The organism is Paraconexibacter sp. AEG42_29, from assembly GCF_040581415.1.
In the GTDB taxonomy this organism is placed as follows: domain Bacteria; phylum Actinomycetota; class Thermoleophilia; order Solirubrobacterales; family Solirubrobacteraceae; genus Paraconexibacter.
Genome location: NZ_CP114014.1, coordinates 1,221,528 through 1,243,247, shown reverse-complemented (window position 1 = coordinate 1,243,247; position 21,720 = coordinate 1,221,528). Strand labels below are relative to the sequence as shown.

Below are 21,720 nucleotides of genomic sequence, written 5' to 3'. Positions count from 1 at the left end.
GGGCGCTGACGGGTTCAGCGGCCGGGCTCAGGCGGCGTGCCCGGCCGCGCCACGGTGCGCGCCACGTGGGCGGCGCCGAGCGCGAGCGCCAGGTTGAACGCGCCGGCGACCTTGAGTCCGGCGCGGTTGTGGGCCCGGCGGATGCCCGGCGAGCGGCTCCACAGGGGATCGGTCGCCACCTCGGTCCCCCGCAGCCAGGCCACGGCCCACCAGTCCCGCGCGCTGCCGCGCGTCGCCGCCATCACGTGCGCCGCTGCGAACGTCAGCCAAATCGGCCCGTTGCGCCGGAACAGCTCGCGTGCGTCGTCCGACGGCGGCGCGTGCCCGATCGCCCTGAGCGCGGCATCGGGCCTCAGGATCGCTGCCGTCCCGAGGGCCAGGTCGAAGGCGATCATCGCGCGGTTGACGTCGCGGACGAGCTGCACAGCGGCGGGGGCGGTCGTCGAGGTCATGCCCCCAGCGTACAGAGTTCCGAACTCTACGCCACCCGACCCCCGCCGACCCCGCGGACGCCATCGCGCAGCGTGATACGATCCGTTGCATCACACGACTAACTAACCAAAAGGAAGTCCCATGAAGCTCGAAGGCTCGATCGTCCTCGTCACCGGCGCCAACCGCGGCCTCGGCCTCGCGTTCACCGACGCGCTGCTCGCGGCCGGCGCCGCGAAGGTCTACGCCGGCGCGCGGGACCCCGCGACGGTCGCCGCACGGCCGGGGGTCGTCCCGATCGCGCTCGACATCACCCGGCCGGCCGACGTCGCTGCCGCGGTGGAGGCGGCCGGGGACGTCACCGTGCTCATCAACAACGCGGGCGTCGCGACCGGCACCAACGTCCTCTCGGACGACGGCCTGGAGGGTGCACGGGAGGAGATGGAGGTCAACTACTTCGGCCACCTCGCCATGTCCCGCGCCTTCGCGCCCGTCCTGGCGGCGAACGGCGGCGGCGCGCTCGTGAACGTCCTCTCCGCCCTCTCGTGGGTCGCCTTTCCGCAGTACGGCAACTACTGCTCGGCGAAGTCCGCCACGTGGTCGCTGACCAATAGCCTGCGCACGCTGCTGCGCGGCCAGGGGACGCTCGTGAGCGGCCTGCACCTGGGGTACGCCGACACCGACATGACCGCCGGCGTCACCGCGCCGAAGGTGGCGCCGGCCGATGTCGCCGCGGCCCTCGTCGCGGGCCTGACGGCGGGGGACGAGGAGATCCTCGCCGACGACACCTCGCGCGCCGTCAAGTCCGCGCTGTCGAGCGACCTCGACGTGCTCTACGCCGACATCCAGGCCGGGTACGACGCCGCCGTCGCCTGATCAGGCCCGCTGGGAGAACCGGCGGCCCAGCAGTTCGCCGGCGAGGACGTTGCGCATCACCTCCACCGTCCCGCCGGCGAGCGACATGCCGCGCACGTCCCGGTACATCCGCTCGAGCGGCAGGTCGCGGGTGTAGCCGGCGTGGCCGTGCAGCTGGATCGCCTGGTGGCAGATGCGCTCGGCGACCTCGTTGGCCTTGATCTTGGCCATCGCGGTCAGCCGGGTGACCGGGAAGCCGTCCGCGTCCGAGTCCGCCGCGCGATAGAGCAGCGCCCGTGCGGCGTCGAGCTCGATCGCCATGTCGCAGAGCTTCCACTGCAGCCCCTGGAACTCGGCGAGCTCCCGGCCGAACTGCTCGCGGGTGCGCACGTGCCGCAGCGACAGCTCGAGCGCCGCCCGCGCCGCGCCGAGCGCCATCGCGGCGTTCCCGCACCGCTCCGGGTTGAACTGCCGCAGCATCACGGCCGCACCGGCAGCGGACGCCGCGTCGGGCGCGACGACGACCGCGTCCTGCGCGACCGCCACGCCGTCGAACTCGAGCACGGACTCCCCCACACCGCGGCCCCCCATCTTGGGCTGGCTGTGCGGGGACGAGAACCCCGGCTGGGAGCGCTCGACGACCACCGCGCCGATGCCGCGCGAGCCCTGTGTCCCCGCGAGGCGGCAGAACACGAGGACGGTGTCCGCCCGCATCCCGCCGGTGATGTAGCACTTGCCTCCGTGCAGGCGGTAGCCGCCGCCGGGATCCGGCTCCAGCCGCGTCTGCAGGTCCGTGGCGGCGCTGCCCGCATCCGGCTCGGAGATCGCGATGGCGAAGTTCCGCTCGCCGCTGACCGCACCGGGCAGGTAGCGCGCCCGCTGCGCCGCGGTCCCGAGCGTCGCGAGCGCTCTCGGCGGCCCGTTGAGGTAGAGCTGGGCGACCATCGCGGAGGACACGCAGGCGGTCGCGAGCTCCTCGAGCACCGCGCACGCGTCGCCGACGCCGAGCCCCTCGCCGCCGTGCTCGAGCGGGACCGTCAGCCCGGTCAGCCCCGCGGCGCGGAGCGCGTCGAGGGACGACTCGGGGAACCGCTCCTCGTCGTCCCAGCGCGCCGCGTCGCCGGCGACCTGCAGGGCAACCGCCCGTGCGCGGCGGCGAACGACGCCGCGGCCATCGGGCTCGTCCTCGACCAGCGGCGGGATGACGACGTCCTCGGGAGCAGTCACCCGGGCACCGTATCCACGCGCCGCGGCGGCGGGACGGCTGCAGCGCGCGGGGTAGGCTTGGTGGCCATGGGGGTCAGGGGTCTCCTCCGTCGCGTCGGGCCGGCCGTCCTGGTCCTGGCCGGCGTCGCGCTGCCCGCCGCCGCCACCGCGCAGACCCCCGGCGCGCGGGCGGTCGACCGGACGTACCGGGGCAGCCAGGCCGAGGTCCTCACGCGCGCGGACGAGCTCATCGTCGATGCGAGCGCGGCCGTCCCGGCGCTGGAGAAGCGGCTGCGGTCCGCCGCCCCGGTCCGCGTCACCGCCGCCTGCAGCGCGGACGTCGTCGGCCTGGACCTCACCCGTCCCCGACCGGGCCGCGACTTCGGCGGCGACGCCGTCGTCGCGCCCGACCCCGCGACCCTCACGGTCCGCCTGACCGTGCCGGGCCTGGCGCAGCGGATCGCCGGCGACGCCGACGGCTGCCGGGCGACGATCGCCGAGCCGGGCGGGTACCGGATCGGCGAGGTCGCGGTCGGCTTCACGCAGCGGGTCCGCCGCCGCCTCTACACACAGAGCCTCCGCACCGCCGATCGCGATCGACGGGCGCTAGCCGCGGCCGAGGCGGCCGTCACCTCGGCGCTGACCTACTACGTCGGCCACGGCAACGACCTGCGCGGGTGGCGGGCGACCGCGGACGGCCGCGTCCCGGGCGAGGCGGTCCTCCGGCTCGGGACCGCGGTCAGCGTCGGCGCCGTAGGGCTGGTCCCGGCGGCCGACGACGTCGTCCGGCAGGTCGTCCCGCCCCACCGCGCGCGGTCGCGGCACCACCTGGTCCTCGTCGCGCCGTCGACCGCCCTGCACGGCCGCCTCGTCGTCGTCGAGCGCGACTTCGACACCGGCGTCCTGCGCTACTCGATCGTCGACCGCCTCGGGCGCGTCCGCTACCGCTCCGGCCGGCCGCCGTTCGGCGCCTGCAGCGACCCGCTCGACCCCGCGCGCTGCGCCGACGCGAAGCCGCGGGACGGTCGGCGTGCCGGCCCGGCGACCTGACCTCCGCGCGGAGGATCGTGCGGGCGTGACCCGCCGAATCCTCCGGGGAGCCGGAACCCCGGGACGACGGGACTGACCAGGGCACCGGCCTACAATGTCCCCATGCCTGCCGACGCCCCGCACAGCCTGCCGCCGACCGACGCCGACCTCGCCGCGACCCCGACCTTCGACTTCGACGACGCCGCGGTCGCCGCCTTCGCCCGTGACGCGGTGGCAGGCGCCACCGACGAGGTCGACCGTGCCCGCCGGATCTTCGTCGCCGTCCGCGAGGCGGTGCGCTACTCGCCGTACACGTCGAACTACGACCGCTCCGAGTTCGTCGCCAGCACGGCGCTCGCCTCCAGCGAGAACTGGTGCGTGCCGAAGGCGATCCTGCTGACGGCGAGCGCGCGGGCGGTCGGCATCCCGGCCCGGCTCGGGTTCGCGGACGTCCGCAACCACCTCTCCTCGGAGCGGCTGACGGCGATGATGGGCACCGACCTGTTCGTCTACCACGGCTACTCGGCGCTGTTCGTCGACGGCGCCTGGCGCAAGACCAGCCCGGCGTTCAACGCCGCGCTCTGCGAGCGGTTCGGGACCCCCGCCCTGGACTTCGACGGGCGCACCGACGCGTTGATGCACGCGTACGACGGCGCCGGCCGGCGCCACATGGAGTACGTGACCGACCACGGCACGTACAACGAGATGCCGTACGACGAGATGCTCGCTGCGTGGGCCGAGCACTACGACATGGACCGGCTGCTCGCCGGCCCGGCCGACGACACGACCTTCGACGACGCGCCGGCCGCCGGCTGACGCGTCCCCGCCGACGTCCCCGCGCCCGGCGAGGGACTTCGTTACTTCTTCAGCGTCAACTGACGCCTGAGCGTGCGCGCGTTGCCCGCGGCGTCGCGGACCACGAGCGTGAGCGCGACCGAGACGCGGCCCTTCTGCCGGACCGCGCGGAGCCCGGCGGCGGTCAGCTTCACCTTCACCGCGCCCGCGCCGACGCGTGTGAGCTTCGCCGTCCCGCGCCCGACGACCACGGCGCCGCGGCGCACGTTGGCGGTGACCGTGCTGCGCTCGTCCACGGTCAGCCCCAGGCGCGCCACGCCGGCGACGAGCTTGACCCCGCGGGTGGTGGCGGCCGACACGCGGGCGGTCGGCGCGCGCCGGTCGCGCGCGGGCGGGGTCGTGCCCCCGGTGGGCGGGGTCGCGCCCCCGGCGGGCGGGGTGGATCCGGCGGGCGGCGTGCCTCCGCCACCCGGACCGGGCACGGGGGTGCCGCCGCCCGGCGCCGGCGCCGTGCTGACCGTGATCTCGCGCGTCGTGACCGCGGAGGTGTCGTGGCCGTCGTCCACGTACCGCAGGCCGACCTTGATCGTGCCCGCGCTCGCGTACGTCCTCGTGACCGTGGGCGACGCGCCCTTCGTCTCGAAGCGGCCGTCGCCGTCGAGGTCCCACTCGTACGTGCTGACGGTGCCGTCGGGGTCGCGCGTGGCGCCGGCGTCGAAGGTCGTGACCGCGCCCGCCGTCGGCGGATCGGGGCTGACGGCGAAGACGGGCGCGGCGGTCTTGTTCCCGGCGACGACGACGGTGCCGAGCATGTTCGGGTGGAAGTCGCAGAGGAACGCGTAGGTCCCGCCGCGCGGGAACGCGTAGGTGCGGCTGTCCCCGGTCGCCTCGCGCGAGAAGTCGCCGCTCGGCCACACAAGCGGGTGGTCCTTGAAGCTGCCGCTGAACGTGACGGTGTCGCCGGGGTTGATCGTCACCGCGCTCGGCGTGTAGTTCCGGGTGTCGCCGTCGTCGGCGAACGTCACCGTCCTGTCAGCGGCGTGGGCAGGCACGGCGGCCGTGAACGCGACGGCGCCGGCAGCGATGGCCGCCCCGACGGCGGTGGAGCGGCGGACGCGGCGGGCTACGGGGCGCATGGTCGGCGAATATACCGGTGCGGTCGTAAGGCCACCCTTACGACCGCGCCGGCCAGCGCGTCAGGCGGCCTCCGGCACCACGTCCCGCGGCGGCAGCGACGGCTCCACGCGCAGCAGCTTCGCCGCCCCCACCGGCAGCACCCAGTTCCAGCGCCCGAACAGCGAGACGACCGCCGGCACGAGGAGCGCGCGGATGATCGTCGCGTCGAGCAGGATGCCCGCCGCGAGCCCTGTCGCCAGGACCTTCACGTCCGTCTGCGGCCCTGAGGCCATCGAGACGAAGGCGAGGAACAGGATGATCGCGGCGCTCGTCACCAGCCGGCCCGTGCGGCCGATGCCGCGGATCACGGCGAGGTCCGTGTCCCCCGTCGCGTCGTACTCCTCGCGCATGCGGGCGAGGATGAACACCTCGTAGTCCATAGAGAGCCCGAAGAGGAACGCGAACACCATCAGCGGGATCCAGGCGGTGATGGACCCGGTCGCCGCGATCCCGAAGATCTCCTCCGAGCCGTGGCCGGACTGCCAGACCAGCTGCAGCACTCCCCAGGCGGCGGCCACGCTGATGATGTTGAGCAGGACGGCCTTCGCCGGCAGCAGCAGCGACCGGAAGGCCCGCGCGAGCAGGATGAACGTAATCACCGCGATGAGGACGATCATCAGGGGGAAGGAGCCGTAGACCGCGTCGATGAAGTCGGCGTTCTGCGCAACCTGCCCGCCGAGGCGCGCCCCCGGCTCGGCGCCGCGGGCGGCGTCCCGGATCGGATCGACCAGGTCCCGGCCGGCACTCTTGGAGCCGTCCTGGACGGGGAAGGCGAGCACCGCGGACTCACCGCGCGCGGTCCATGCCACCGGTGCGACGGCGCCGTGCACCCCGTCCACCCGGGCGACCGCGGTGGCGACGCCCTTGGCCCCGTCGCCGGTCGTGAGCAGCTCGTGCGGGAGCAGCGCACCGCCGCCGATCCCGGACTGCTCGAGCTCCTGCAGGCCGACCTTCGCCGGCCCGCCCTTCGCGAGCGTCCCGGGGTCCGAGACACCGGGCTGCAGCTGCGTCGCCGCCGCGACCAGCAGGGCGAGCATCACCATGGCGACCCCCGCGGCCGTCCAGCGCCGCTTGACGACGCCCTCGGCCCAGCGGGTCCACGCGGCCGAGGCCTTGTCGTCCGTCCGCCGGTGCGGCCAGTCGAGCTTCTCGCCCCAGGCGTGCAGGACGACCGGGAGCAGCGACAGCGACACGGCCACGCTGAGCAGCGGGATGACCATGCCGCCGATGCCGACGCTGCGCAGGAACGGCAGCGGCAGGACGATGAGCGCGAGCAGGCCGATCGCGACCGTCGTGCCCGAGAACACGACCGAGCGGCCGGCCGTCTCCATCGCGTTGATGATCGCCTCGTCGCCCTTCGCGCCGTGCGACTGCTCCTCGCGCCATCTGACGACGACCAGCAGCGAGTAGTCGATCGCCACCCCGAGCCCGATCAGCGCGATCAGGAACTGCACGATCGGCGACACCTCGATGGCCGCCGTGAGCGCGTAGACCGTCAGGAACGACGTCATGATCGCGGGGATCGCCATCAGGATCGGGACGATCGCGAGGAACGAGCCGAACACGAACGCGAGCACCAGCAGCGCGCCGAGCCCGCCCACCAGGGCCTCGACGAGGACGCCAGGCCCCTCCGCCTCACCGCTGTCGGCCAGCAGCGCGTCGTAGCCCGAGAGGTGGACGGGGGCGCCGCCGACGGTCGCGCCGCGCAGCGCGGCGCGGGCGGACTTCTCCGCCTCGGGGTTGTCGCCGAAGGGCTGGTCGGGATCGGGCCGGGGGTAGGCGACGACGAACGCCGTGCGGCCGTCCGCGGACGTGAAGGCCCTGTCCCCGGTCGACCCGAAGCCCGCCACGCGCACGCCGGGCAGCGCCTTGGCCAGCTTGGCCTCGACGGCCTCGAGGTCGGCCCGCACCCCGGGGTCCGCGACGGTCCTGCCGCCGGTCAGCGCGACGACCGGGACGAGGGGCGCCGCGTTGCCGCCGGTGCCCTGGAAGGCGCGGGCGATCGCGAGGTTCGTCTCCCAGCCCTCCTTCCCCGGGACCGAGAACTTCTGGTCCATCGCCTTCGTGGCCGCCCCGGCGGTCGCCATGCCGACGACGGTGAGGACGATCCAGAAGCCGACGACGAGCCGGCGGTGCGCGAGGATCCAGCGGGTGAACGCGGTCATGAATTCGTTTGTATCACGAATTATACGAAACGCCTAAGATCCGGAGGCCGTAGTATCTGCTCGACATGCTGTTCGGGTCATCCACGCCGCCGGAGCCGATGGGCCAGCTGACCGGCTTCCTGCTCAACTGGGTCGGGGCGCGGTCGCGGGAAGCGTTTGCCGCCGCGATCGAGGAGCTCGGCCTGCGGCCGCAGCAGTTCGCGGCCATGACGATGATCGACGCCGACCCGGGAATGGCGCAGCAGGAGCTGGTCGCGGCGACGAACATCGATCCTTCGACGATGGTCGCCATGCTGGACGGGCTGGAGGCTGCGGGGCTGGCCGAGCGCCGGCCGCACGCCTCGGACCGGCGCAAGCACGCGCTCCACCTGACGGAGGCCGGCACGGAGACCCTCCGAGCTGCGCGCCGCGCGGCGGCCGGGATGCGGGACGAGGTGTTCGGGCGCCTGGAGCCCGAGGAGTTCGCCGAGCTGCACCGCCTGCTGCGCAAGACCGCGGGCTACGTCGATTAGCGCGGCGGCCGTCACCCCGGCCGCTGCGGTCGAGCGCTCGCTCCGGGTGATCGCCGCCCGGGACGTGGAGCTGCGCGCGTGCACACACGTCCCCGCGGACGCAGCCCGGTCGGCCGCGCTCGCCGAGGGCGGCTGCCGGCGGCGCGGCGGTCTGCGGGGCTGGACGGTCGCCGTCAAGGACAACACGGACGTCATGGGCACCGTCCGCACCGACGGCCTGCCGCCGCCGCACCCTGCGGTCGCGGGCCACGACGCCGAGGCCGTCCGGCGCCTGCGGTCCGCGGGCGCGGTCGTCGTCGCCAAGGCGAACCTCGAGGAGCTCAGCTTCGCCGCGACCACGCAGAACCGGACGTTCGGCTCGTGCCGCAACCCGTGGGACACCGGGCGCATCCCCGGCGGGTCGAGCGGCGGGTCGGCGGTGGCGGTGGCCGCCGGATACGTCGACCTGGCGCTCGGGACGGACACGGGCGGCTCGATCCGCAACCCGGCCGCGTTCTGCGGCGTCAGCGGGCTGCGGCCCTCGCGCGGCACGGTCCCGATCGGCGGGGTCACCCCGCTCGCGCCCAGCTTCGACGTCGTGGGCCCGATTGCCCGGACCGCGGCCGAGCTGCGCGTCGCGTTCGCGGTCGTGGCCGGGACGGGCCCGCCGCCCGAGCCGGTCGCGGCCGGCCTGCTCGCCGGCCTGCGGGTCGGCGTGCCCCGCGCGTTCTTCTTCGACGACCTGCAGCCGGCGGTCGCGGCGGGCGTGGACGCGGTGCTGGCGGCGTTGCGCGGCGCCGGGGCCGCGCTCGTGGCGGTCGACCTTCCTGGCGCCGCCGACACGGGGGCGGCGCTGGCGGTCCTCCTGAACGGCGAGGCGGCGCAGCTGCACGGCGCGGCGCTGGAGGACCCGCGGATCGACGAGCAGATCAAGGAGCGGCTGCGCCTCGGGCTGGCCACCACCACGGCCGCGCGTGAAGGTGCTGCAGCGATCGCCGAGCGCTGGCGCGCCGTGGTCGACAGCGCCCTCGCGGACGTCGAGCTGCTGCTCGTCCCGACCGTGCCGACGGTCGCGCCGGTGGTTGCGGGAGCCTCGATGGTGGAGGTCAGCCGCCGGGTCAACCGGAACACCGCGCCGTGGTCGCTCGCGCTGCTCCCGGCCCTCAGCCTGCCGTGCCCGGTGCCAGCCGGCGCACTGCCCGTGGGGGTGCAGCTCGTCGGCCGGGCGGGCGCGGACACGCACCTGCTGGACGCCGGCGCCGCGCTGCAGGCGATCACCGGTCCGCCGCCACTCGCGACCCTCTGATCCGGCACCCCACCCCCCAACCGGGGGGACCGCAGTAACGAACCCGCCGCCCGGCGCCTATGGGTGACATGACACGGGTCGGAGTGGTGCTGGGCGCCGGAGGCATCACGGGCATCGCCTGGCTGCTCGGGGCGCTCGAGGCGGTGCAGGCCCATACCGGCTGGGATCCCGGCACCGCCGACGTCATCGCCGGCACCTCGGCGGGCGCGATCGCCGCGGTGGTCGTCGCCGGCGGCATCGACAACGAGCAGCTGCTGACGATGGCCGAGGAGCAGGCGGTCCTCGACGCCGCCATCGCCGATGCGGTGGCCCGTCGTCCCGGCGGCACCGGCGGTGTCCCGGGGATGTGGCCCGGGTCGCTCGCCCTGGGGATCAGCGGCCTCGTCAGCACCGACCCGCGGCGCCGCATTACCTCGCTGACGGGCTTCCTCCCGCGCGGACTGCGCTCCGGGGACGAGATCCGCGGGCTCACGCGCGATGCGGTCGCCCCGGGCTGGCCGGCCGAGCGGCGGCTCCTGCTGAACGCCTGCGACTTCCGGACGGGCGACCGCGTCACATTCGGTGCCGACGGCGCTCCGCCAGCACCGCTGGAGGACGCGGTGGTGGCGTCCTGCGCGATCCCGGGCTACTACCGGCCGGTCCGGGTCGGGGGGCGCGACTACGTCGACGGCGGCCTGCACTCGCTGCTGAACGCCGACGTCCTGAACGACGCCGGCTGCGACGTCGTCCTCTGCCTGTCGCCGTTCGCCTCCCGCGAGCGCGCGTCGCTCGCCGACACCACCATCTTCGGCGCCGCCCGGCGCGCGTCGGCCCGCAACCTCGCGAACGAGGCGGCGCTCCTGCGCGCGACGGGGACGCAGGTCGTCACGATCGAACCGGCAGCCGCCGAGCTGCACGCGATGGGCCTGAACATGATGGACCGCAGTCGAAGCCGGCGGGTGCTGGACACGGCGGCGGCCGGGGTGGGCGCGCGGATCGGCGCGCTGCTGGACGGCATCGAGCTGCCGGCGGCGGGCGCGCGGGGCCTGTCGCTGGCGGCCTGACCGCCGCACGCCCAGCGACGGGGAAACCGACGCTCACGGTCTGGCCGGACCGGCCGAAGTGGGTCCGGCCAGATGCGACGCCCGCAGCTGCTGCGCCAGCGCGTGCGTCTCGGGGCTGATCGTCGCGCGCTCCAGCCCGCCGTGCCGGCGGCCGACCTGAGCGCTGAGCGCCGCCGCGATGTCCCCCGGACGTGCCCCGGGCACCCCGTCCTCGACCGCCCCCGCCGTCGCCGGATCCCAGTCGAGCTCCAGGCCCGCGTAGACCGCGAGCAGCGCCTTCCGCAGCCGCGCCCCGCCGGTGACGACGACGGCGGCGGCGAACAGCGTCGCCCCGCGGATGTTGCGCTGCGCGGCGCCGGCGACCTTCGGGCCGCCCGGCAGGTGCACCGACCAGCGACCGGGGCAGTACTCGCGGGGCAGCTCGCCGACCTCGGCGGCGACGCCGGCGTCCGCGAGCGCAGCGACCAGCAGCTCGGTCCCGGCCGCGAAGCGCTCCTGGATCGCGGTCCCGACGCCGACGGTCCGCGTGATGAGCTCGAGGACCACCGCGCCGCTGTCGTAGGCGGCCGCGTGCCCGCCCCCGAGGCGCACGAGCGGGGTCCACCCGTACGCCACCGCCGCCTGCCGCGCGACGGGGAATCCGTCCCGCAGCGCATCCAGCCGGCTGAAGGCCATCGTCGGGCCCGGGACGAACACCCGCGCGAGCTCGGGCAGCTCGCCCGCGCCGACCCGCCGCAGCAGGGCGTGGGTCAGCGCCATGTCCAGCACCGGGTCGCGGGGGTTGGCTTCGGTCAGCAGCTGCAAGGGCCTCAATCATGCCCGCACGACGGCCCCACCGCCGCCCGCGCATCGGCACACCGCCCGCCAGAGCCGGCGGCGCTACTCGTCGAACGGGGCCAGCCGGATCAGCAGCGGGAAGCCCGCGTACCGGTTCAGCCAGCGCGCCCGGCCGGCCGGGACCGCCGCCGCCTCGGCCTTCCAGGCGGCCATCAGGTGGCGACGGAAGCCCAGCCGCGGATGACGCGCCAGGACCGCGTCGATCCACTCCGGGTCGGTGTCCGCCATCCGCACCCCGGCGACGTCGAGGATCGCCCCCGCCGAGACGAAGCCCGCCGGGTCGCGCAGGTCGTCGTTCGCGCCCATGGTGATGTGGCCGCCGACCGCCGCCCCGACGTGCCGCGCCTGCGCGGCATCGGCACCGTGCGCGGTGGCGAACGCCGCCGCCCGCTCCCCGCCGACCACCGCGAAGCACCGTCCCGGCGTCGGGTGCTCGAGATGCAGGTCGTGGAGCAGGCACGAGACGTAGCCGAGCTCCTCGTCCACGGCGACACCGTCGACCGCCGCCAGCGCCAGCGCGAACAGATAGGTCCGGTAGGAGTGCTGCAGGACGTGGGGGCTCAGGACGTCCCGGGCCTCATCCTCGGCCGCGCGGGCCAGCGCCGAGTCCGGCCACCGCAGCGTGTCGAGGTCCACCGCCCCGGCGCCGCGCCGCCCGGTCGCGAGCCGCAGCCGCTCCACCGGGTAGGCGACGACGGTGCGCAGCAGCGGACTCAGCAGCTGCCGCCGCTGCCGCGCGCTGAGCGCGCCGCCGGTCGCCGTCGCCCAGTCCCAGTCCATCCCGCGCGGTGCGCTCATGCTCGTCAGCCTGCCGACCGCGCCGCCACCTGACCAGTGTCGGGAAAGACAACATCCGGCGATTTCCTGCCAGACTGAGCCGGTGGCCGAGATCCGCGTCTGCGCCCTCGCCCTGGACGGCGTCATCAGCTTCGACCTGGGGTGCGCGGTCCAGGCGTTCGCCCGCGGCCCAGGGGTCGACGGGGCGCCGGCCGGCTTCGCGCTGACGACGTGCGGGGAGCGGCGCGGCCGCGTGCGGACCGTCGACGGGTTCGAGCTGCGCGTGGAGCACGGCCTCGAGGCGCTGCGCGCCGCCGACATCGTCGTCGTCCCCGGCCGCCACCCGCACGACGCGCAGCCCTCGCGGGCGGTGATCGCCGCGCTCCGGGACGCCCAGGACGCGGGCGCGACGCTGGTCAGCATCTGCATCGGCGCGTTCGTCCTGGCGGCGGCCGGCATCCTGGACGGCCGGCCCGCCACGACCCACTGGGGCTTCTGCGACGACTTCCGGGCGCGCTTCCCGAAGGTCGACCTGCGGCCCGCGGTGCTGTTCGTCGACGACGGGGACGTGCTGACCTCGGCCGGGCTGACCGCGGGCCTGGACCTCTGCCTGCACATCGTCCGGCGCGAGACCGGCGCGGCCGCGGCCGCCCGGCTGGCGGCGTGGAACGTCGTCGCCCCCCACCGCGAGGGCGGGCAGGCCCAGTTCATCCCGGCACCGGCGCGCGCGGACAGCGAGGACGGCGTCGGCCCGACGCTGCGCTGGGCCTTCGAGCGTCTGCCCGAGCCGCTGCCCGTCGCGCGCCTGGCCGCCCACGCGCACATGAGCGAGCGGACGTTCAGCCGCCGGTTCGCGTCCGAGGTCGGGACCACGCCGAAGCGCTGGCTGCTGGCCCAGCGGGTCGGCCTGGCCCGCGATCTGCTCGAGTCCACGCCGCTCCCCGTGGAGACGGTCGCGGCCCGCGCCGGGTTTCCCAGCGCGGCGTCGCTGCGCATCCACCTGCGCCGTCACGCGGCGACGTCCCCGTCCGACTACCGCAGGGCGTTCCGCTCGCCCCCGGCGGCCACCTCGAGCTCTGCGCCGACGAGCGCCAGCACGTCGGTGTCGAGCCGCTCGCCCCGCAGCGCGTAGTCCGACCGCGCCGTCCCCTCGTAGACGAAGCCCAGGTGCTCGGCGAGCGTCCGTGATGGGACGTTCGCCGGGGCGCACCGCCAGACGAGACGCTGCACGCCGAGGTCGCACGCAAGGGCGATCAGCGCGCGACACGCGACCGCGACGATCCCGCGCCCCACACCGTCCGCGGTCACCCAGCAGCCGAGCTCGGCCTTCGCGTCGACGGGGTCGTGGTGCATGAGGATCGCGCCGCCGACCAGCCACCCGTCGAGCCAGAGGCCGGCGTGCAGGACGCGTCCCTCGCGCTGCTGCTCGTACGCCTCGAGGAACGCCCGTGCACCCTCGGGCGCGGCGCAGCGCTCAGGCCAGCCCAGGAACTCCCCGAGGCGCGCCAGGTCGCCGGCCACCGCCCCGGCGAACTCGCCGGCCTCGCCGCTCGTCAGCGTCCGCAGCCGGACCCGTTGCCCGGACCGCGCCGTCAGGACGACGTCGATCACGGCCTAGGCCGCTCGTCCTCGATCCCGGCCAGGGCATGGATGCGCGCCACGGCCGCCGGCACCTCGGACGCCCCGGGACCGGGGTCGGTGCGCGGGCCCAGGAACGGCACCACCTCGCCGGCGCGGAGCGGCTCGCCGCAGCACGAGCACGTCACCTGCGCCTGGGCGAACTGCCCACAGCGCTCGTGCCGCCAGACGACCGGGGGCCCGTCCTCGGTCGGGACCCAGCGATCGCCCCACGACTGGACAGCGAGCAGGACGACGGCGAGCTCGGCCCCGCGCTCGGTCAGGTGGTAGTCGTGGCGCGGCGGGTGCTCCTGGTAGGCGACGCGCTGCACGACGCCGTGCTCGACCAGGTGGTTCAGCCGCTGCGTGAGGACCTTTCGCGAGACCCCCAGGTTGCTCTGGATGCGGTCGAAGCGCGAGATCCCGAGCGCGACGTCGCGCAGGACGAGCGGGGTCCAGCGGTCTCCGATGATGTCCAGGGTCCGGGCGACCGAGCAGGACATGTCGGCGAACGGCGTGTGAGGCATGGCACACAGGTTAGTCAGTTCCCAATGGGAACTCACGGTGGTACCGTCCCGGCCATGCTCGATCGTGTAGCCACGCTGACCTGGCGGCACCCGAAGCTCGTGCTGCTCGTGGTCGCGATCTGCGCGATCGGCGCAGGTGCCGTGGGTCACGACGTCGAGCACCACCTGAAGGCCGCGGGCTTCACCGACAGCGCCTCGGAGAGCGAGGTCGCGAGCCGGGCGCTGCACGACCGGCTCGGGTACGACGCGAGCCCCGGCATCGTCTTCCTGGTGCGCCCCAAGGGCGGCGGCCCGCTCTCCTCCGGGCAGCCGACCATCGCCGCCGAGGTCGGCCGCATCGCCCGCCAGATCGCGTCGGTGCCGGGTGTCGGAAAGGTCGACAACCCGCTCACCGATCCCGCGGCCGGCGGGCTGCGGGCCGCCGACGGCCGGTCGCTGGTCCTCACGGCCCACCTCACGACGCAGGACATCGAGGACGAGGGCGGCAAGATCGCCGAGCGCGCGGAGAGCAGGGTGCGATCGCCGATCCTCGACGTGCGGATGGGCGGGTTCGCGCCCGGGTTCAACGACGTCAACGACCAGACCCGCAAGGACCTCACGAACGCCGAGCTGATCGCCTTCCCGGCGCTGACGCTGCTCCTGCTGCTGGTGTTCCGCGGTGTCGTCGCGGCGGCCGTGCCGCTGCTCATCGGCGTCCTGTCGATCCTCGGGACGTTCCTTGTGCTGCGGATCATGTCGTCGCTCGTGGACACGTCCCTCTTCGCGCTGAACATCGCCACCGCGCTGAGCCTGGGGCTGGCCGTCGACTACGCGCTGCTGATGGTGTCCCGCTACCGGGAGGAGCTCGAGCGCGACGGCCCCACCCGCGAGGCCCACCGCCGGACCGTGACCAGCGCCGGCCGCACCGCTCTCTTCTCCGGCTTCACGGTCGCGGCGGCGATGGCGGCGCTGATCGTGATGCCGCAGCGCTTCCTGTACTCGGTCGGCGCCGCCGGTGCCGCGGTCGGCGTCCTGTCGGCCGTGATCTCGGTGCTGGTCGTCCCGTCGCTGCTCGCCCTGCTCGGGCACCGGATCAACGCGCTCGCGGTCCGCCGCGGGCCGAGCGTCGCCTCGCAGTCGGACCGCTGGTACCGCGTCGCCCGCGCGGTCATGCGGCGGCCGGTGGTCGTCGGGCTCGCCAGCGCCGGGCTGCTGCTGGCGGCCGCGGCGCCGCTGGCGACGACGGTCCTCACCGGGCCGTCCGCCGAGGCCGTCCCGCCCGGCCAGCCGTCCTACGAGCCCAGCCGGTACGTGCAGCAGCACTACCCGCGTGACGTGACCGAGGCCGCGACGATCGTCGTCCGCGGGGGGACCACCCCGGACGCCCTCGCCGCGCTCGGCGCCCGCGTCAAGAGCCTTCCCGGGGTGGTGCGCGCCACGCCGTTCGCGCAGGCGGGCGACGTCGCGGTCACCAACGTCGCCCTGGCCGGACCGGCCCTCGACAGCGCGTCACAGGACACGATCAGAGCCGTGCGGGCGCTCCCCGGCCCCCCGGGGACGGAGGTCCTCGTCGCCGGCAACACCGCGCGCTTCATCGACCAGAAGGCGAGCCTGGTCAGCCACGCACCGCTCGTGGTCGCGATCGTCGCGGGCGGGACCCTGCTGCTGCTGTTCCTCCTGACGGGCTCGGTGATCCTGCCGGTCAAGACCCTCCTGATGAACGCGCTGACGCTCTGCGCCACCCTCGGCGTGATGGTGCTCGCGTTCCAGCACGGATGGCTCAAGTGGCTGCTCGGCGACTCAGGCCCGGACTCGATCGAGGTGACGAGCCTCGTCTTCCTGTTCGCGGTCACCTTCGCGCTGTCGACCGACTACGCGGTGCTGGTGATCTCGCGCATCAAGGAGCAGCGTGACGCCGGGGACTCCAACGAGGACGCGGTCGCAGGCGGGATCGGCAAGACGGGCCGGATCATCTCGGCGGCGGCGGTGATGATCGCCGTCGTCTTCCTCGCCTTCGCCGTCAGCCCGGTGTTCTTCATGAAGCAGATCGCGATCGGGATGGCGGTCGGGGTGCTGCTCGACGCGACGATCGTCCGCGCGTTGCTGGTGCCGTCGCTGATGCGCCTGCTGGGGGAGCGCAACTGGTGGGCGCCCGCGCCGCTCGCGCGGTTCCAGCGTCGCTTCGGCCTGCGCGAGGGTCCGAGCGCGGACGCCGCCGTCCCCGACACGGCCTGACGCGGCGGCGGCGTCAGACGAAGGGGACGAGCTCCTGCACCTCGTCCGCGACCGCCTCGGCGACCACGGCGCTGCGCTCGGTCACGAACCAGGTCGCGCCGATGGCCGTGCACTCCTCGCGGATCAGGCGGCAGACGTCGTGGAGCCCGGGACCGTCGAGGCCGGCGGCAAGGTCGTCCACCAGCACCAGCGGCGCCTTCATCGCGAACGCCCGCGCCAGCGCCAGCGACTTGCGCTGCGACCGGCTGAGCGCCCCCGGCAGCTCGTCCGACAGCGCCCCGAGGCCGAAGCGGTCGAGCTCGGTGCGCGCGACGAGCTCGAGCCGCCGGCGCGGGACGCGGCCGACCGCCCGCATCGGGAACTCGACGTTCTCGAGCACCGTGGCGGTGCCGAACAACGCGTGGCTGCCGTCGGCGGCGGCGTCGAACACCACGGCCATGCGGCTCTGGATCTTCTTCAGCCGTCCGCCCCGCGCGTTCCCGATGTCCTTGCCGGCCACCAGCACCGCGCCGACGTCGGGACGCTCGAGCCCCGCGAGCAGGCGGAACACCGTCGTCTTGCCGCAGCCCGCCGGACCGACGAGCGCAGTGATCGACCCCATCCGCGCGCCCAGGTCGAACCCGTCGAGGGCCCTGACGCTGCCGTAGCGCTTCTCGACGTCGATCAGCTCGAAGCCCCAGCTCATCAGGACCTCTTCGCCCGCCGCCCCCGTTTCCCTGCTGTGTCGCCGGGCGTACGGCGGGGGTTACGGGCTCAGGCCTCGCGGACATACGTTCGCCATGGCCTGTTCCACCTGCCCGATCGCGGTGCCTGCCCGGTGAGCGACACCACCAGCCTGCTCGACGCCGAGACCTTCGACGAATCCGCCGCCCACGGCGGCCTCCCCACCGATCTGGACGCCCGTCTGCCGACGCTGCAGACCGCGGTCATGGACCACGCCCGCCAGCGTGGCGTCTCGTTCGCGGGTACCGGCCCGGACTCGCGGTTCGTCATCGATCCGTACCCACGGGTCATCGACGCCGCCACCTGGGCCGACGTCGAGCGCGGGCTCAAGCAGCGGGCTCTCGCCCTCGACGCCTTCGTCCGGGACGTGCACGGCACCCGCAGCGCCGTCGCCGACGGCGTCATCCCGGCCCGCGTCATCGAGTCGTGCGCGAACCTCGACCCGGGAGCGGCGGCGCTCGGCCCCCGGGGCAGCGGGCAGAACTGGATCGGCATCGCCGGGCTCGACCTGATCCGCGACGCCTCCGGCCGGTTCCTCGTGCTCGAGGACAACTGCCGCACGCCGAGCGGCCTCGCGTACGCCCTGGCCGCCCGCGAGGCGCTGCAGCACGCGCTCGAGCCCGAGGAGCTGGACCACGTCCGGACGCTCGGCGACGTCCCGGGGATGCTGCGGGCCACCCTCGACGCCGCGCGGCCCGACCCGGCGCGGCCGACCGAGGCCGTCGTCCTGACCGACGGCCCGCGCAACAGCGCCTACTACGAGCATCGGCGCCTGGCGGTGGCGCTCGGCGTCCCGCTCGTGACCCCGAACGAGCTGCAGATCCGCGCTGACCAGCTGTGGACGATCGGCGGCGAGCACCCGGTGAACGTGGTCTACCGCCGCACCGACGAGGACCTGTCGACGACGTCTGTCGGCCGCTTCCTGTCGCCGGCGCTGCAGGCCGGGACGCTCGGTCTGGTCAACGCGTTCGGGACCGGCGTGGCCGACGACAAGCTCACCCACGTCTACGTCGAGCGGCTCGTGCGCTACTACCTGGGCGAGGAGCCGCTGCTGCCGTCGGTCCGCGGCCTCGACCTCGGGACGGACGCCGGCCTGGCCGAGGCCGACGACCGCCTCGCGGAGCTCGTCGTCAAGCCCCGCGGCGGCTTCGGCGGCATCGGCGTCACCATCTGCGCGGCCCTCGACCGCGCCGGCCTGGATGCCGTGCGCGAGCAGCTGCACGCCGCGCCCGACGCGTTCGTGGCGCAGGAGCTCGTGCCGCTCTCGACGCATCCGACCGTGATCGACGGCGTCGCCCAGCCGCGGCACGTCGACCTGCGGCCGTTCGTGATGCTCGCCGGGGAGTCCGCGCGGGTCGTCGCCGGCGGCCTCACCCGGGTGGCGCTGCGCGAGGGGTCGATGATCGTCAACTCCTCGCAGGAGGGCGGCGCGAAGGACACGTGGATCCTGCGGTGACGGCTCGGCCGCCCCTGATCGGCGTCACCAGCTCGGAGATGCGGCGCGACGAGGCCGCGATCTCGATGACGAAGGCGGCCGACCCGCCCCACCCCGAGATGGCGCTCGGCATGCCGTACCTGCGCGCCATCGAGGCGGCCGGCGGGATCCCCGTGGTGCTGCCGCCGATCGGCCACGACCTCGCGCCGCGGGTGCTCGAGCGGCTGGACGGGCTCTGCCTCTCGGGCGGGCCCGACATCGATCCGCCGGCCTACGGCGCCGAGCGCCACCACGAGCTCGGCCCGGTCGAGCCGGCGCTCGACGAGTTCGAGATGACCATCGTCCGCCAGGCCGTCGAGCGGGGCGTCCCCGTGCTGGCGATCTGCCGCGGTGCGCAGGTGCTGAACGTCGCGTTCGGCGGGACGCTGCACCAGCACCTCCCCGAGGTCTCCACCGACCTCGACCACCGCCAGCACGAGCCGGGCACCTCGCCGTCCCACACGGTCCGCACCGAGCCCGGGTCGCGGGTGCGCGAGCTGCTGGGCGACTCCGACCAGGTGCCGGTCAACTCCTTCCACCACCAGGCCGTCGACCGGATCGCGGACGGCCTGCGCGCGACCGCCTGGGCGCCGGACGGGACGATCGAGGCGATCGAGGGCGACGGGGCCGGCTTCGTGCTCGGCGTGCAGTGGCACGCGGAGACGCTGGTCCACCTACCCGAGCACGCGCACCTGTTCGCGGCGCTCGTCGAGGCGGCGACCGCTGCCGCGGCCGTCCCCGCCGCCTGATGTGCGGCTTCGCCGGCGAGCTGCGGCCACGGGCCGCAGTCGACCGCGACGTGCTCACGCGCATGTCCGCCCGCCTCGCGCCGCGCGGCCCCGACGGCGACGGTGTCTGGACCCGGGCGAACGTCGGCCTGGCCCACCGCCGGCTGAAGGTCATCGACCTGTCCGAGCGCGGCGCGCAGCCGATGACCGACGACGCGCTGGGGCTGACGATCGTCTTCAACGGCTGCATCTACAACCACCACGAGCTGCGGGAGGAGCTCCGCTCGCTCGGCCACGCGTTCGACTCCGTCAGCGACACCGAGGTGCTGCTGCGCGGCTGGGCGCAGTGGGGCGAGGGTCTGCTCGAGCGGCTGCTCGGCATGTTCGCCTTCGCCCTCGTGGACCACGCGAGCGGCCGCGTGACGCTCGTCCGCGACCGCCTCGGGGTCAAGCCGCTCTACCTCGCGCCGCTGCCGGATGGCGGCCTGCGCTTCGGCTCCACCCTGCCGGCGCTCGTCGCCGGCGGCGGCCTGGACACGAGCGTCGACCCGGTCGCGCTGCACCACTACCTCTCGCTGCACGCGATCGTCCCCGCCCCGCGCACGATCCTGAACGGGGTGCGCAAGCTGCCGCCGGCGACGGTGATGCACGTCGAGGCGGACGGCCGCCGGACCGAGCGCCGCTGGTGGGACCCGCCGTTCACGCGCGACGACGCGCGCGCGGACTGGTCGGCGGAGGACTGGCGCGACGCCGTGCAGGACGCGACCCGCGTCGCCGTGCGCCGCCGCATGGTCGCCGACGTCCCCGTCGGCATCCTGCTCTCCGGCGGGCTGGACTCGTCGCTGATCGTGGGCCTGCTCGCTGAGGAGGGCCAGCGCGGCCTCGCGACGTTCTCGATCGGGTTCGACCGCGTCGGCGATCGCGACGGGGACGAGTTCGCGTTCTCCGACCTCGTCGCACGGGAGTTCGACACCGACCACCAGCAGTTCCGGCTCGGGGTCGACGAGCTCCTCGAGGGCCTGCCGCACGCGATCGACGCGATGAGCGAGCCGATGGTCTCCCACGACGCGGTCGCCTTCTGGCTGCTCTCCCGGGAGGTGGCCGCGTCCCGCAAGGTGGTGCAGTCCGGGCAGGGCGCCGACGAGGTCTTCGGCGGCTACTACTGGTATCCGCCGCTGCTGGACGTGGAAGGCGACGGCGCCGACGAGTACGCCGCGGAGTTCTTCGATCGCGACGACGCGCAGATTCGCCGGCTGGTGCAGCCGCCCCTGCGCGTGGACGGCGACCCCACCCGGGCGTACGTCCGCGGCGACTTCCGGCGGGCGGGCGCGAGCACCGCGATCGACCGCGCCCTGCGCTCGGACGCCGAGGTGATGCTCGTCGACGACCCCGTCAAGCGCGTGGACAACATGACGATGGCCCACGGGCTGGAGGCCCGGACCCCGTTCCTGGACCACGAGCTCGTGGAGCTCGCGGCGCGCTGCCCGCCCGGGCTGAAGCTCGACGCCGGCGGCAAGGGCGTCCTGAAGGCCGCCGCACGGGGGATCGTCCCCGACGCCGTCATCGACCGCGAGAAGGGCTACTTCCCGGTTCCCGCGCTGTCGCACCTGGAGGCGCCCGTGCTCGACCTGATCCGCGACGCGCTCCACGCCCCGGCGGCGCGGGCCCGCGGGCTGTTCGACGGCGCGGAGGTCGACCGGATGTTCGCCGACCCGAACGGGCACCGGACGAACCTCGACGGCGCGTCGCTCTGGCAGATCGGACTCCTGGAGCTGTGGCTGCAGCGCCATGTATGACGCGTCGTCGAGCGGACGGACGGCGGCGCTGGTAGCTTCTCGCGGTACCGCGAGCCTTCCGTAGGACCGTCCGATCGCGACGGGACTTCGCCTCGAACGCGGTCACCCTCGCGAGCACGCCGTCCGGCTCGCGCGAGGTGACCCGTTTCCCCGAGTCGGCAGTTCGAGGTCCCGCAGTGTCAGAACAACCGAGCGTGGTCGCGCTCATCAGCGACCACGTCGTCACCACCACGCGCGAATGGACGGGCCGTGGCCCCACCCGCGCGCGGACCTACATCCAGGGCGACCTGGTCACCACGGTCCTGCAGGACATCCTCAACAAGGGCGAGCGCTCGCTGGCGGAGGCCGGCAAGACCGAGGTCGTCCTGGCGATGCGCTGGGCGTATCAGCAGGCGATGCGCGAGGAGCTCGTCAGCGGCGTCGAGCGGATCACCGGCCGCAAGGTCGCGGCCTTCATGAGCGCGAACCACCTGGACCCGGACATCGCGATCGAGAGCTTCGTCCTGGAGCCGGTCGCCGCCGACTGACGGGC

At 74.6% G+C, this 21,720-nt stretch carries 21 protein-coding genes; 12 read left to right on the top strand and 9 right to left on the bottom strand.

From position 1 onward, the window contains the following. Positions 1–14: 14 nt before the first annotated feature. Positions 15–452 (bottom strand): hypothetical protein, encoded by a 438-nt coding sequence (locus tag DSM112329_RS05980; protein ID WP_354700901.1) that lies wholly within the window; start codon positions 450–452, stop codon positions 15–17. Between the two features lie 121 nt (positions 453–573). Here DSM112329_RS05980 and DSM112329_RS05975 point away from each other — a divergent pair, with 121 nt between their 5' ends. Further along, complete coding sequence (locus DSM112329_RS05975) at positions 574–1,305, top strand: SDR family oxidoreductase (RefSeq protein ID WP_354700900.1); 732 nt, start codon at positions 574–576, stop codon at positions 1,303–1,305. Here the strand turns inward: DSM112329_RS05975 and DSM112329_RS05970 are convergent, their stop codons facing one another. After that, on the bottom strand, positions 1,306–2,511 hold the full coding sequence (locus DSM112329_RS05970) for an acyl-CoA dehydrogenase family protein (protein ID WP_354700899.1): 1,206 nt from the start codon (positions 2,509–2,511) through the stop codon (positions 1,306–1,308). It abuts the gene before it with no gap. 66 nt (positions 2,512–2,577) lie between these two features. On the opposite strand from DSM112329_RS05970, the gene DSM112329_RS05965 reads away from it, so the two are divergent. Together DSM112329_RS05965 and DSM112329_RS05960 are read left to right on the top strand one after the other, a co-directional pair. Next, entirely contained in the window at positions 2,578–3,540 is a 963-nt protein-coding gene (locus DSM112329_RS05965) for a hypothetical protein (RefSeq protein WP_354700898.1), read from the top strand. A 102-nt stretch (positions 3,541–3,642) separates the two neighbouring features. Beyond that, entirely contained in the window at positions 3,643–4,335 is a 693-nt protein-coding gene (locus DSM112329_RS05960; RefSeq protein WP_354700897.1) for a transglutaminase family protein, read from the top strand. Between the two features lie 41 nt (positions 4,336–4,376). Here the strand turns inward: DSM112329_RS05960 and DSM112329_RS05955 are convergent, their stop codons facing one another. Both DSM112329_RS05955 and DSM112329_RS05950 read right to left on the bottom strand, forming a co-directional pair. Beyond that, positions 4,377–5,450 carry a PKD domain-containing protein gene (locus DSM112329_RS05955; RefSeq protein WP_354700896.1) on the bottom strand — a complete coding sequence of 358 codons (1,074 nt, stop codon included), beginning with the start codon at positions 5,448–5,450 and terminating at the stop codon, positions 4,377–4,379. A gap of 60 nt (positions 5,451–5,510) precedes the next feature. Then, on the bottom strand, positions 5,511–7,655 hold the full coding sequence (locus tag DSM112329_RS05950) for an MMPL family transporter (protein ID WP_354700895.1): 2,145 nt from the start codon (positions 7,653–7,655) through the stop codon (positions 5,511–5,513). Between the two features lie 65 nt (positions 7,656–7,720). On the opposite strand from DSM112329_RS05950, the gene DSM112329_RS05945 reads away from it, so the two are divergent. From DSM112329_RS05945 to DSM112329_RS05935, 3 genes are all read left to right on the top strand, one after another. Beyond that, positions 7,721–8,167, top strand: coding sequence for a MarR family winged helix-turn-helix transcriptional regulator (locus DSM112329_RS05945; protein ID WP_354700894.1), 447 nt, complete (start codon positions 7,721–7,723; stop codon positions 8,165–8,167). Continuing rightward, a complete protein-coding gene (locus DSM112329_RS05940) occupies positions 8,055–9,452 on the top strand; it encodes an amidase (RefSeq protein WP_354702446.1) in 1,398 nt (465 codons plus the stop codon). Before DSM112329_RS05945 ends, DSM112329_RS05940 begins: the two co-directional genes overlap by 113 nt. Before the next feature lie 68 nt (positions 9,453–9,520). Then, positions 9,521–10,495, top strand: coding sequence for a patatin-like phospholipase family protein (locus DSM112329_RS05935; protein ID WP_354700893.1), 975 nt, complete (start codon positions 9,521–9,523; stop codon positions 10,493–10,495). A gap of 33 nt (positions 10,496–10,528) precedes the next feature. Here the strand turns inward: DSM112329_RS05935 and DSM112329_RS05930 are convergent, their stop codons facing one another. Both DSM112329_RS05930 and DSM112329_RS05925 read right to left on the bottom strand, forming a co-directional pair. Further along, positions 10,529–11,299: a lipoate--protein ligase family protein gene (locus DSM112329_RS05930; RefSeq protein WP_354700892.1), complete on the bottom strand. Its 771-nt coding sequence runs from the start codon at positions 11,297–11,299 to the stop codon at positions 10,529–10,531. 75 nt (positions 11,300–11,374) lie between these two features. Next, entirely contained in the window at positions 11,375–12,130 is a 756-nt protein-coding gene (locus DSM112329_RS05925) for a phosphohydrolase (protein WP_354700891.1), read from the bottom strand. A gap of 82 nt (positions 12,131–12,212) precedes the next feature. Here DSM112329_RS05925 and DSM112329_RS05920 point away from each other — a divergent pair, with 82 nt between their 5' ends. After that, on the top strand, positions 12,213–13,241 hold the full coding sequence (locus DSM112329_RS05920) for a helix-turn-helix domain-containing protein (protein ID WP_354700890.1): 1,029 nt from the start codon (positions 12,213–12,215) through the stop codon (positions 13,239–13,241). Here the strand turns inward: DSM112329_RS05920 and DSM112329_RS05915 are convergent. Further along, the gene (locus tag DSM112329_RS05915; protein ID WP_354700889.1) at positions 13,142–13,720 is read right to left on the bottom strand and encodes a GNAT family protein; all 579 of its coding nucleotides are present in this window, start codon (positions 13,718–13,720) and stop codon (positions 13,142–13,144) included. The two genes, DSM112329_RS05920 and DSM112329_RS05915, sit on opposite strands and share 100 nt — an antisense overlap. Beyond that, on the bottom strand, positions 13,717–14,253 hold the full coding sequence (locus DSM112329_RS05910) for a helix-turn-helix domain-containing protein (protein ID WP_354700888.1): 537 nt from the start codon (positions 14,251–14,253) through the stop codon (positions 13,717–13,719). The genes DSM112329_RS05915 and DSM112329_RS05910 overlap by 4 nt, the downstream gene beginning before the upstream one ends. A 54-nt stretch (positions 14,254–14,307) precedes the next feature. On the opposite strand from DSM112329_RS05910, the gene DSM112329_RS05905 reads away from it, so the two are divergent. Continuing rightward, positions 14,308–16,467: an MMPL family transporter gene (locus tag DSM112329_RS05905; protein WP_354700887.1), complete on the top strand. Its 2,160-nt coding sequence runs from the start codon at positions 14,308–14,310 to the stop codon at positions 16,465–16,467. A 13-nt stretch (positions 16,468–16,480) separates the two neighbouring features. On the opposite strand, the gene DSM112329_RS05900 is transcribed toward DSM112329_RS05905, so the two are convergent. Further along, on the bottom strand, positions 16,481–17,152 hold the full coding sequence (locus tag DSM112329_RS05900; RefSeq protein WP_354700886.1) for an ATP-binding cassette domain-containing protein: 672 nt from the start codon (positions 17,150–17,152) through the stop codon (positions 16,481–16,483). A gap of 132 nt (positions 17,153–17,284) precedes the next feature. Between DSM112329_RS05900 and DSM112329_RS05895 the strand changes: the two genes are divergently transcribed. The 4 genes from DSM112329_RS05895 (at position 17,285) to DSM112329_RS05880 (ending at position 21,715) form a co-directional block, all read left to right on the top strand. Beyond that, positions 17,285–18,646: a circularly permuted type 2 ATP-grasp protein gene (locus tag DSM112329_RS05895; RefSeq protein ID WP_354700885.1), complete on the top strand. Its 1,362-nt coding sequence runs from the start codon at positions 17,285–17,287 to the stop codon at positions 18,644–18,646. Next, positions 18,643–19,413 (top strand): gamma-glutamyl-gamma-aminobutyrate hydrolase family protein, encoded by a 771-nt coding sequence (locus DSM112329_RS05890; protein ID WP_354700884.1) that lies wholly within the window; start codon positions 18,643–18,645, stop codon positions 19,411–19,413. Before DSM112329_RS05895 ends, DSM112329_RS05890 begins: the two co-directional genes overlap by 4 nt. Further along, positions 19,413–21,188 carry an N-acetylglutaminylglutamine amidotransferase gene (locus DSM112329_RS05885; protein WP_354700883.1) on the top strand — a complete coding sequence of 592 codons (1,776 nt, stop codon included), beginning with the start codon at positions 19,413–19,415 and terminating at the stop codon, positions 21,186–21,188. The genes DSM112329_RS05890 and DSM112329_RS05885 overlap by 1 nt, the downstream gene beginning before the upstream one ends. Before the next feature lie 176 nt (positions 21,189–21,364). After that, complete coding sequence (locus tag DSM112329_RS05880) at positions 21,365–21,715, top strand: Na-translocating system protein MpsC family protein (protein WP_354700882.1); 351 nt, start codon at positions 21,365–21,367, stop codon at positions 21,713–21,715. Positions 21,716–21,720 lie beyond the last annotated feature (5 nt).